This window comes from Chitinophaga sp., from assembly GCF_036569125.1.
Classification (GTDB): Bacteria; Bacteroidota; Bacteroidia; order Chitinophagales; family Chitinophagaceae; genus Chitinophaga.
On record NZ_DATCRF010000459.1, the window covers coordinates 1 to 11,920 of the forward strand.

General features: G+C 50.6%; 7 protein-coding genes and 1 pseudogene. 6 read left to right on the forward strand and 2 right to left on the reverse strand.

Features of this window, described 5'->3' with window-relative positions; all coding sequences use genetic code 11:
- Nucleotides 1-1,452, forward strand: a pseudogene (locus VIM87_RS17235) (GAF domain-containing protein); the annotation flags it as partial.
- A 121-nt stretch (nucleotides 1,453-1,573) separates the two neighbouring features.
- Here the strand turns inward: VIM87_RS17235 and VIM87_RS17240 are convergent.
- Nucleotides 1,574-5,218 (reverse strand): BamA/TamA family outer membrane protein, encoded by a 3,645-nt coding sequence (locus VIM87_RS17240; RefSeq protein WP_331998199.1) that lies wholly within the window; start codon nucleotides 5,216-5,218, stop codon nucleotides 1,574-1,576.
- Nucleotides 5,219-5,323: 105 nt separating this feature from the next.
- Nucleotides 5,324-6,169: an SdiA-regulated domain-containing protein gene (locus VIM87_RS17245; RefSeq protein ID WP_331998200.1), complete on the reverse strand. Its 846-nt coding sequence runs from the start codon at nucleotides 6,167-6,169 to the stop codon at nucleotides 5,324-5,326.
- Between the two features lie 157 nt (nucleotides 6,170-6,326).
- Between VIM87_RS17245 and VIM87_RS17250 the strand changes: the two genes are divergently transcribed.
- From VIM87_RS17250 to VIM87_RS17270, 5 genes are all read left to right on the forward strand, one after another.
- A complete protein-coding gene (locus VIM87_RS17250; protein ID WP_331998201.1) occupies nucleotides 6,327-7,592 on the forward strand; it encodes a Pycsar system effector family protein in 1,266 nt (421 codons plus the stop codon).
- Nucleotides 7,593-7,656: 64 nt separating this feature from the next.
- Entirely contained in the window at nucleotides 7,657-9,732 is a 2,076-nt protein-coding gene (gene ppk1 / locus VIM87_RS17255) for a polyphosphate kinase 1 (protein WP_331998202.1), read from the forward strand.
- A 27-nt stretch (nucleotides 9,733-9,759) separates the two neighbouring features.
- Nucleotides 9,760-10,266, forward strand: coding sequence for a thioredoxin family protein (locus VIM87_RS17260; RefSeq protein WP_331998203.1), 507 nt, complete (start codon nucleotides 9,760-9,762; stop codon nucleotides 10,264-10,266).
- 8 nt (nucleotides 10,267-10,274) lie between these two features.
- Complete coding sequence (locus VIM87_RS17265; protein ID WP_331998204.1) at nucleotides 10,275-10,757, forward strand: DUF4442 domain-containing protein; 483 nt, start codon at nucleotides 10,275-10,277, stop codon at nucleotides 10,755-10,757.
- A gap of 33 nt (nucleotides 10,758-10,790) precedes the next feature.
- Nucleotides 10,791-11,920 (forward strand): MBL fold metallo-hydrolase (locus VIM87_RS17270; protein ID WP_331998205.1); only part of this gene is annotated, 1,130 nt, incomplete at its 3' end.

Below are 11,920 nucleotides of genomic sequence, written 5' to 3' on the forward strand. Positions count from 1 at the left end.
GAAACAGATATTGTGCTGGGCCTGAAGGGGAACGAAAAACAGCAGCAGCACCTGTTTCAGCAGCTGCTGGAATATATGCTGCACAACCCGCAGCCGCTGGTGATACCGGATGTGAACGAAAGCACGGTGCAGCCCTATAACTTCCTCAAGTACCTGCCGCTCAAAGGCATTAAGAGCATTATCATCTCGCCCATAATGCATGAAGATGAGCTGCTGGGTATTGTGGAAATGGCATCTACCGTAGAAAATACCATCACGCTGGAAGCCCTGGGCCAGCTGGAACCTTTATACCCTATGGCAGTGCTGCTGCTGAGCAGAAGCCTGGATATACTGAAAAGCCGTATAACCGGGGTTATCAAAGAACAGTTCACCGCCCTGCAATCTGCCGTGGAATGGAAGTTCACAGATGCTGCCTGGCAATACCTGCACACACCGGCCACAGAGCGTAAGGATATTGGCAATATAACTTTTGAAGACGTATATCCTTTATATGGGGCCATTGATATCCGCAACTCTTCCGTAGAGCGCAGCAATGCCATACATGAAGATCTGCGGGAGCAATTGCTGCTGATAAAAGATACCCTGCACCAGGTAGATGGTACTATTCACCTGCCTTTGCTGGAAGAGGTGCGTTTTAAGAACGAAGCCCTGCTGGGCGATATCAGCAACACTATGGTATCGGAAGAAGAGCAGCAGATCAATGATTTCCTGAACCAGGAAATAGCCCCGCTGTTCCGCCATTTATATGATAGCCATACACAGCTGCAACCCGCGCTGGACAGGTATTTTAAAACCATCGACAAATCAGAAGGCCACATCCTTCACCACCGGCAGGAGTATGAGGAAAGCCTGGCCAGCATTAACATGGCCATCAGCAAGTACCTGGATAAAGAAAAGGAGAACATCCAGCTTTCTTTCCCCTGCTACTTTGAAAAGTACCGTACAGATGGTTTGGAGTACAACATTTACATAGGCCAGTCTATTTCACAGCGGCAGAAGTTTGACCTGCTGTACCTGCGTAACCTGCGCCTGTGGCAGCTATCGTCCATGGCCGAAATAGCCAGGCTTACACATAAGCTGAAAGGCGAGCTGAAGGTGCCCCTGCAAACCACGCAGCTGATACTGGCGCACAGCAACCCGATAGACATCAGCTTCCGGCAGGATGAAAGACGTTTTGATGTGGAAGGCGCTTATAATATCCGTTACGAGATCATGAAAAAGCGCATAGATAAAGTGCATATTCAACCGGGCGGAGAGCGGCTTACACAGCCTAATACCATTGCAGTAGTATATTCTTACGTAAAGGAAATGGAAGAGTACCGCAAATACATCCACTTCCTGCAAAATAAAAATATACTGAAACCAGGCATTGAAATGCTGGACCTGGAAGAGCTGCAGGGTATCAGCGGCTTAAAGGCCATGCGGGTTGAGGTGAACCTGGATCAGGAATAGAAGAATGTAAGATCATAAATGATAAATGTAAAATGTAAAAGGGGAATGCAGTGAGTGATAAAAAGCTCCGCGGCATTCCCCTTTTACATTTATGATTTAAAATTTTACATTTTACATTCCTTTAGAACTTGAAACCAAATGTAATGTAAGGCAGCAGCCCCTCCGGCGAGTTAGCCACTGTAGCAGTAATAATGAACATATTCACCGGTGAGAAGTATAAGCCGCCGCCATACCCGTCATGCCAGGTGCCGGAGCTTTCGCCTTTAGCCCATACACGCCCCACATCATTATAGGCAATTAAACCCACGGTAGCGGGGAACAGGTAAGAGCGGAACTGGAACAGCCGCAGGCGCAGCTCCGTATTGTTATACACCATGCTGCTGCCCGCAAAGCGGTTGTTGCGGTAGCCGCGCAGGTTTTGCACGCCGCCCAGCATCATGGCCTGGAAAAATTCATAATGCCCCCATATAACGCCGCCGCCAAAGCGGGTTACAAATACCAGGTTGGCCGGCACATTAAAGCTGGTGTAAATGCTCATGTCCGACTGCAGCTGCAGGTAATGGTGCTGCTCCTGGTTCAGGCCCTGGTTGCCAAACAGGCTGGTGGTCCACAGGATACCGCGGGAGGGCAGTATATCATTATTACGGGTATCTATCTGCAGGCCCACACGCAGGCCGGCGTATTGTTTGGTGGCATATACGCCAATGGAATCCAGCCCATTCTGCGGGAACTTGCTCACATACCGGTCGCTGTTCTCATCTTTATCCAGCGCATAATAGCTGAAGCTGGGGCCATAAAAGAACTGTAAGCTGGATGCCAGCTTGCTTTTCAGCAAAGCCTCTGCATTATACAGGTTATAACGGGAACGGTAGTACCAGATATCTTTACCGCCCGTTTCATCAAACACGGTCTCATTACCCAGCCCAAAGAAGTTGGTAGTATTGTGCGGCGCTTTGGCGCTGGCCGCCAGTGTAAGGTCGGTGCTGCCAATAAAGTCCGTGAATTCGCCCAGGTAGCGGAACTGGAATGCCTTGGTGGCCAGCGCATGGCCGGCCGTAAAGGTATGCCGTACGGCAAAAGGCTCTTTACGGAAACCCTGTTTGGTGTACTGGAAGCCCAGCCCCAGCAGCACCCCGTCATCCTTGTTAAAGGCGGCGGTAGCCAGCGGCATCAGCTTATCGTATTTAAACGCCATCCGGTTGTAGCGGATCACATCCGGGTTGGAGGAAAGCATCCGTTTATCATTGCGGTTCAGGTCAAAGCTATCCTTGCCTTGTTTAAGATCGTATATCAGGATCCGTTTGCCGCCGGTGCCGGAGCTGTCCACATAAGTATCTTCATTCTTACCGCCAATTAAGCGAATACGTATAGGCGTGCTGTTTTGCCCCGTTACTACAAAACGGTCATTACCGCCCATGCCATATACGCGCACCTCATTGGTAACAGCAGGGTCAAAGGTGCGGGAATAAATAGGCTGCTCTGTTTCCCCGCTTTTGCTGATCTTATAGCTGGTTACAGCTACCTGCCCGTTGGCTAATTTTTGAATGGAGAACAGCTCATTCTTTTTGGTGCCGGGTATATCCACCTCTTTGGAAAGGAAGCGGTAGTATTTCAACCCTTCTTTTTCCAGCACATCGCGGCGGCCTTTTAACCCGGCAATAGTTCTGTCGCCTGCAAGCAGGCGTACAGTATCCGGGAAATGGTGCACCGCATCCTGTATTACGCTGTTGCTCATTTGCTGCACCAGCTGGTGGGCATGCTGCTGCCAGTCATCCTGGCCCAAAGTGTTCAGGAAAGAGCGGTCAAAGTAGCGGGCATTAAAGCCCAGCCCTTCAATATCCTGGAAGTGTGCGCGGAAGCCCTGGAACTTGGGCATGATCCAGCGCCGGGAGGCTATGCGCGGTAATACGCCTTCATTCACAAAAAAGGCCTGGTCGCGGTCGCGGGGAATGGGATAAAAATCTTTGCCCTTGTCCTTTCCTTTTTTCACTACGCCCCAGCGCCACTGGTCGTCATGGCGGTCCCAGTCGCCTATCAGCATATCCAGCAGGCGGGCATGTAATACCGCTTCCTGGTCCACACGGTTATCATTATCGCTTTGGATCTGGTCCAGCAGCTTTTCAGTGTTATAGGTTTTATCCTTTACCGGCTCCCGCTCTTCAAACAGGTACACATCACCCCCAAAATCATTTTCATATATTCCCAGGGAGGTATCTTTCGGCAGGTATACAAAGGTGGGGTTGGCATGTGGTACGCCTGCCGCTTCGGCCAGGGCGCTTACTACGGGCGGTGCATATGGGTTGGAGGCAGAGATCTGGTCCTGCACCACTTCCAGGGCCACGGTTTGCCGGAACTCTTCGGGCAGCGCATTGCGCGGATCTTTTTTCAGGGAGCGCAATACCCACTCATTCCCTTCCTTATCCTCCAGCCGCAGGGAGCGGGTTTGCATGCCGCCGCCGCGTTTCAGTATTTTCAGCCCGTCTTTTTCCTTATGAATGTCAAACACCGGGAAGTTCAGCGGGGCAGCCCATACGCTGCGGTAGTTATTGCCTAACCAGAAACGCTGCAGGCTGCTGGCTTTTTCATACCGCGTGTCTGCAGCCGTTTTAATTGCTACGGGCAATGCGGATGCCGGGGTACCGGAAACGGCTGCACGTTTTATAGTTTGTATGTTAAACAGGTTGGCTGCATATACGGGCTGGGGCAGCTTGTCCACCAGGTAATACTGTATGCGCAAAGTGCCGTCCTGCATCAGCTCCAGGGCGCTAAAGCCGTTACCGAAAGTAGCGAACTTAGAGTTTTTACCCATCTTCACGCGGTCCTGTTTGGCGCCGCTGCCGCTTACAACATAATAATCCTGCCCATCCTGCAGCAGCTGCAGCGCATGGTCATGGCCGGCCACAAATACTGAGGGGCCATGGCCTTTAAAAGCTTCTTCAATACCTTTTACCATTTGCTGGTACTCCGGGTGGGGCAGGTCCTGAATGCTGCCAAACACGCCGCGGGCCAGGGGATAAATGGAGCCTATCACCGGCAGCGGTATGTATAACGAGGGTTTCAGGTCGGTAAAGGGGAAGATGTGTTGTTTAATGGTGTAGTAACCGCCATGTATGCCATGGCTGCGCAAAGGGTGGTGGGTAGCAAACACCAGCAGCTTACCGGCATTACGGTTCACAATATCATGCAGGGCGGCCATCACCTCTACTTTATCCTTACAGTCGCAGGCCGAGTTGGCGCCCGGTTTTGCATAGGGGAACAGCCACCATTCACTATCCATTACGATCAGGGTTACATTATCGCTAATGCGTACCTCTACCGGTCCGGGGCAGCCATCCTGCGGTAAAAAACGCACATTGGGCAGCTGCTGGCCATCTACATACTGCTGTTCATTGAGGATGGTTTCCCAGCCATTGGGCTTGCCTTTGGCCCAGTCGTGGTTGCCGGGAACAAAAATAGCCTGGGCAGCCTGGTTACGCACCAGGTTCACCTGGTAATCAAGTATTTCTTTGGAAAGGGGATAACGAGGGGCCGTTTCATCGGGTAACCCATACGGGTATACGTTATCGCCCAGGTATAGCACGGTATTGCGCGCATCCTGCATATTGAACTGTTTGCGCACAGCATCCACCACCGGGTTGTGGCCGTCCTGGTGCAGCTCGCCTGCATCGCCTATCAGTATAATACGTTGCAGTACGCTGTCCGTCTGTGCATGTGCTAAGGCGCTACAGCCGGCAGCTATCAACAATAAAGTAAATTTCCGCAGCATGGGATGTTGTTTTAAGCGATACGTTGGTTGGCATCAATAGCTAAGGTCCTACACCAACCTTAGTTTTTGATGGATTAATTAATGGTTCCGGTGTATGATTATGATCTATGGTTTGTAGCTGAACTTTAAAATGTCGGCCACACCGTCTCCTGCCTCATTTGAAACATACATATCTCCGTTGGGTGCAAAGGAAATGCCTTCCGGTTGATTGAACAGCTTATGCTTCAGGTGGTATACCTCCTGGATCTTGCCCTCCCGGCTGGCAATTACCAGCAGGCGGTTAATGGAGGATATAATGTACAAACGGTGCTCTATGGGGTGCATGGCTGCGGCAGAAGGCCGGAAATGATTGATCTCGATACCTGCCAGCTTTTCTATATCATCCACGCTCAGCTGATAAGCGGCATCCTTGTCAAACTCCATGTTATCCAGCCGGAAGCGGTAGGCGCTGGAAACAGATTCATTCTTGTCTTCCGGGCAATCTTTACAGATCATGATCACGCTGTTGGAAGGGGTATCTACATAAACGCTTTCAAACTCCTGCTTGCCTTTTTTGGAGAACTTGTATTCAGTGGCAGATACGCTGTCCGTGAACATATCATGCACCTGGAACAGGATGCCGTTGCTTTTAAGCACAAACCAGCCCTGGTTGGTTTTCACCAGGTCCTCATAATCACCGCTTTTGCCGAATTTGGTGGTAGGGTAGGGTTTGTCCGTATTTACATCAATAACAAATATTTTGCCCTGTTCATCATTAATGGAGTAAATATGCCGCTCATCGGGGTCCAGCACAATACCGGATATTTCCTGCATCGATTCCCTGACACGGTACCGGTGCGGTTCCGTAAGTTTATAGCCCTTGGGGGATTGATATTGGCGGTCCTGCCGGTCGCTGAAAGCATTGCAGGAAATAAAGGCCAGTGACAGTATCAGGGTAAGGCGTACGCTCATAATACATGAATGCTTGTGCCTTATGCTTAACTTGAATGCCGCCGGAGCTATAGGTTAGCGTGCAACATTATGCGTTAGGCGTTAAGGCGGTTCTTCAATTTACGGGTAAATTTAAATCAAAAATGCAGTAACTTGCTGTTCTTCAGAATTGTTATTTATGCAAACAGGTTCTCTCATTGAAGCAGCCGGCCAATATGTTAAGACACAATATCAGCAACATCCGCATCCAAACCTGGTTTATCACAACTTACTGCATACCCAGCAGGTAGTACAGGCCGCGGACCAGATAGCTTCTCATTACCGGCTGCAGGAGCAGGATCTGATGGTAGTAATGATAGCCGCCTGGTTTCATGATACGGGTTATTTAATGGGCCAGTCCAAAGAACATGAAGAGAACGGCGCCGCTATGGCCCGTGAATTTATGAACAGCCGGCAGATACCGGCGCCCGTACAGCAGCAGGTGGTGGATTGTATTATGGCTACCAAAATGCCCCAGTCGCCGCATAACCTGCTGCAGGAGATTGTTTGTGATGCAGACCTGTTCCACCTGGGCTCCAAACATTACAAGGAACGCAGTAAATTAATGCGGCAGGAGGCAGAAGCCGTTACAGGCCAGCATATACCCGGCGTTACCTGGACGGCCAATAACCTGCTGTTCCTGGAAGGCCACCAGTATTTTACAGATTACTGCCGCGTGCTGAACAAACAACAGAAGGATGAGAACATCCGCTGGCTGCGCCGCAAGCTGGAGAAAAAGTCAGAGGACGGAGAACCTTTACAGATCATTCATACCAACGAAGCAGTGGCTACACAAAAAGAAAAAACAGAAAAGAAAGAAAAGAACAAAGAGAAAGATAAAGAGCAGGAAAAGGAGAAAAAGCCCAAGAAGCCGGACAGAGGTATTGAAACCATGTTCCGCATGACCTCCACCAATCATATCCGGTTGAGCTCCATGGCCGACAGCAAGGCGCATATCATGATCTCCACCAACTCTATTATCATCTCCATCCTGTTATCGGTGCTCCTGCGTAAGCTGGAAGATAACCCGAACCTGATCATCCCTTCCTTTATACTGCTGGCCACCAGCGTGGTTACAATCATTTATTCCGTGCTGGCCACCCGGCCCAATATTACACAGGGCCGTTTTACCCGGGAGGATATTGAAAAGAAAAAAACCAACCTGCTGTTCTTTGGCAACTTCCACGGCATGGGCCTGGAAGAATATAGCTGGGGTATGCAGCAAATGATGCAGGATGCCGATTTCCTGTATGGCAGCATGATCCAGGATATTTATCACCTGGGTGTGGTGCTGGGACAGAAATACCGCCTGCTGCGCATTGCCTACAACATTTTTATGTTTGGGCTCATCATTTCCGTAATGGCCTTCATTATTGCAGTTATTTTCTTCCCGGTAAAGGAGTAGTGAAAGGTTAGGCGTGAACCATCTGCGCCGTTTTTTATTTTTACTTTTTTACTTTTTACTTAGCATGGCAATCGAAGTTCCTTTATACGATCGTGATCTGAGCTGGCTTTCATTTAACTATCGCGTGTTATGCATGGCCAAAGACCAACGGGTACCCTTATACGAACGTATCCGTTTCCTGTCCATCTTTTCTTCTAACCTCGATGAATTCTTCCGTGTGCGTATGCCCGCCGTGCAGGCCGTAAACCACCTGTTGCGGAAAGATCCCGGTGTAGCAGGGGAGGAGCCTGTATCTGAAGAAACCCTGCATGCCATACAGCATGAAATAGACCGCCAGCAGCAGGAGTTTGGTACCATACTAACGCAAACCCTGCTGCCGGAGCTGAACCGCCAGCAGGTACATTTATATTATAAGGAAGCCATCCCGGAAGTACACCATCCCTTCCTGAAAGAATATTTCCTTACCCGGGTATTGGCTTACCTGCAGCCCGTATGGCTGCACCGCAAACAGAATTTTTTCCTGGAAAATAACATGCTGTACCTGGTAGTAACCCTTACACCGGACGATAACCCGGATAAGCAGCGCTACGCAGTAGTGAATATTCCCAGCCAGCACCTGCCCCGTTTTATGGAGCTGCCCCCGCAGGAGGATGTGTATTACATTGCCATGCTGGATGATGTGATCCGCGAAAACATCCGCTTCCTGTTCCCGGAATATACCGTTACCGGCTGCTACAGCATTAAAATAACCCGCGACGCAGAAGCAGATATGAACGAGCTGAAAGGGGATGTGCTGGAGCAGGTGGAAACTATGATCAAAAAAAGGGAGCTGGGTATTCCCACCCGCTTTTTATATGATGCTGCTATACCGGAAGCTGCCCTGCACTACCTGGTAGCCTACTTTAACATACAACCCGGCGAGCCGGTAGCCGGCGGCTGTTATCATAACCTGAAAGACCTGGCCGACCTGCCTATGCCTGTTAAAGCGCCTGCGCTTACCTATGGCAAGCTGCCCCCCGCAAGGGTGCCGGTGCTGGACAATGCGCCGCGTATATTGGATGCCGTTATGCAGCAGGATGTATTGCTGCATGTACCTTACCAGCGCTATGATTACATACTGCGCTTTTTTAATGAAGCCGCCGCCGACCCGGATGTGCGGGAAATTTACGTAACCTTATACCGCATAGCCTCCGGCTCCCTCATAGCCAGCGCCCTGATCAGCGCTGCCCGTAACGGCAAGCAGGTAACTGTGTTCGTGGAATTGAAAGCACGGTTTGATGAGGAGAACAATATCCGCTGGTCTAAAAAAATGAAGGAAGCCGGGGTAAAGATCGTTTACAGTATACCCGGGCTCAAGGTGCATGCAAAAACCGCGCTGGTAAAACGCAAACGCGGCCACCAATGGGATTATATGGGGCTGATGGCCACCGGTAACTTTAATGAAAGCACCGCCCGTTTTTATACCGATCATGTGCTGCTGACCGCCCATCCGGATATTACCCGGGAAATGGAGCTGCTGTTCCTGTACCTGCAAAGCCGGGAGCAGCCAAAAGAGTATGGCTTTATGACGTTTAAGCACCTGCTGGTAGCACAGTTTAACCTGGTGGGCCGTTTCACGGAGCTCATTGACCGGGAGATTGAAAACGCCAGAGCAGGTAAGGAAGCACGCATTACCATTAAGCTCAATAACCTGCAGGAAAAACAAATGATCGCTAAGCTGTATGAAGCAGGGCAGGCAGGCGTACAGGTGCAGCTGATCGTGCGCAGCATTTGCTGCCTGCGCCCGGAGCTGCCGGAAAGTGTGAATATAACGGTAACGCGTATAGTAGACCGTTTCCTGGAACATGCCCGCGTGTTCATTTTCCATAATGGCGGCCGGGAAGAGGTGTACATGGGCTCCGCCGACTGGATGAACCGTAACCTGCACCGCCGCATTGAAGTATGCTTTCCCTTATACGATGCCGCTTTACAGCAGCAGGCCAAAGAGATCATACGCCTGCAGCTGGCAGATAATACCAATGCCGTGAGGCTGGATGCCAACATTCAGAACATACCGGTACCTGCACCGGCAGATGCGCCGGGCGTAAATGCGCAAACAGCTATCCATGCCTATACCATGTCGTTAAGTAACCCGGCATAATATGCACACCTTTTCTTAAATTGGGATATGATGAAGCTCTTTTGGATCTGCAGCGCCTTTTTGCTGTTACAGCTGCCGGCGCTTAAGGCCCAGGCCCCGCTGGACCTGGAACATATTTATGACCCTGCCGCCAATGCAGCCGCTGATCTGGAGAAGGTAACCCAACAGGCGGCTAAGGAACATAAATATGTATTACTGCAAATAGGCGGTAACTGGTGCATCTGGTGCAAAAGGCTGTACAAGTTTGTGCATGACGATGCAGAACTGACCGCCGCCGTACAACAGAATTATATAGTGTACCACCTGAATTACAGCAAGGAGAACAAGAATCTGCCCATCCTGCAAAAGCTGGGCTACCCGCAGCGTTTTGGCTTCCCTGTGCTGGTGATCCTGGATGATAAAGGTAACCGGCTGCATACGCAGAACAGCGGTCTGCTGGAATCGGCAGACAGCTATGATAAGCAAAAGGTGCTGGAAATGCTGAAGCAATGGTCGCCGGCAGCATTGAACCCCGCCAATTATGTAAATCAATAATACGCGCTATGGCTTTTATTGATAAAGTAAAACACCCGCTGCAATTTTCCCTGTTCCTGTTATGGAAGCTGCCCAGCGCCTGGCTTGCAGGCGTAAGGGTAAAAAATATACAGCCGCATACCTGCACCACGGTAGTGCCCTACCGCTGGTTGTCACAAAATCCTTTCCGCTCTACTTATTTCGCCTGCCTGGCTATGGCCGCGGAAATGAGCAGCGGCCTGCTGGCCATGCTGCATGTGGCAGAAGCCCCGCAGCGTGTATCCATGTTAGTGACCGGTATGGAAGCCGGTTTTATGAAAAAGGCCAAAACCAAAACCTGGTTCACCTGCGGGGACGGCGCCGCCATACAGGCTGCCATAGCCCATACCCTGGCCACCGGTGAGCCGGTGACCCTTACCGTACAAAGCACCGGCGAAAGTGAGGACGGCACATTAATTGCCAGATTCGCCATCACCTGGTCATTTAAGCGGGCTGCTAAAAGTGAAGCCTGACCCACCACAACATAAACAAAAGCGTACAAGAGAATGAAAATTGCTTTTCACGGCGCCGCCCGTACCGTTACCGGCTCCAAGCACCTGGTTACTTTAAAGAATGGAAAAAAGATCTTACTGGACTGTGGTATGTTCCAGGGCATGGGTAAGGATACGGATGCGATGAACCACGACCTGGGTTTTGATGCATCGGAGGTGGATTACATGCTGCTGTCACATGCCCACATTGATCATACCGGCTTAATACCCCGCCTGGTAAGGCTGGGCTACAAAGGCCGTATTTACTGCACATCCGCCACGTACGACCTTACAAGGGTGCTGCTGATGGATTCCGCAGAGATCCAGGAAGACGATGTTAAATACACCAATAAAAAACGCGCCCATGCCGGCCTGCCGCATATAGAGCCCCTGTACACGACGGCTGATGCAGAACGCAGCCTGCGCGCCTTACAGGCCGTAAAATACCAGCAATGGTTTAAGGTATGTGATGAGGTAGAGGCTATGTTCACAGATGCCGGCCATATTATAGGCAGCGCCGCTGTGCATTTGCGCGTTACGGAAAATGGCAAAACCACGCAGCTTACTTTCAGTGGCGATATTGGCCGTTATGGCGATGCTATCCTCCGCTCTCCGGATCCTTTTCCGCAGGCGGATTATATTGTAATGGAATCAACCTACGGCAGCACCCTGCACGCAGAAGCAGCCCCCGCTGACGATGCGCTGGTAGAGCATATCCGCCAGACCTGCACCGTAAAAAAAGGCAAGCTCATTATCCCGGCCTTTAGCGTTGGCCGCACCCAGGAGCTGCTATACGCCCTGAACCGCGCACAGTTACAGGGCAAGCTGCCTGAAGTGGATATTTTTGTAGACAGCCCGCTATCCATGGAAGCCACCCAGGTAGTACGCACCCATCCCGAATGTTTTAATAAAACAGTAGCCCGCCTGCTGGAAATAGACGATGATCCGTTTGACTTCCCCGGACTGAGTTACATTCATACTATAGAGGAGTCCAAATCACTTAACTTCCGTAAGGAGCCTTGTGTTATCATCTCTGCCAGCGGCATGGCGGAAGCAGGCCGTGTAAAACACCATATTGCCCAAAACATTGATGATGAGCGCAACACCATTCTGATGGTAGGTTACTGTGAGCCGGAATCCCTGGG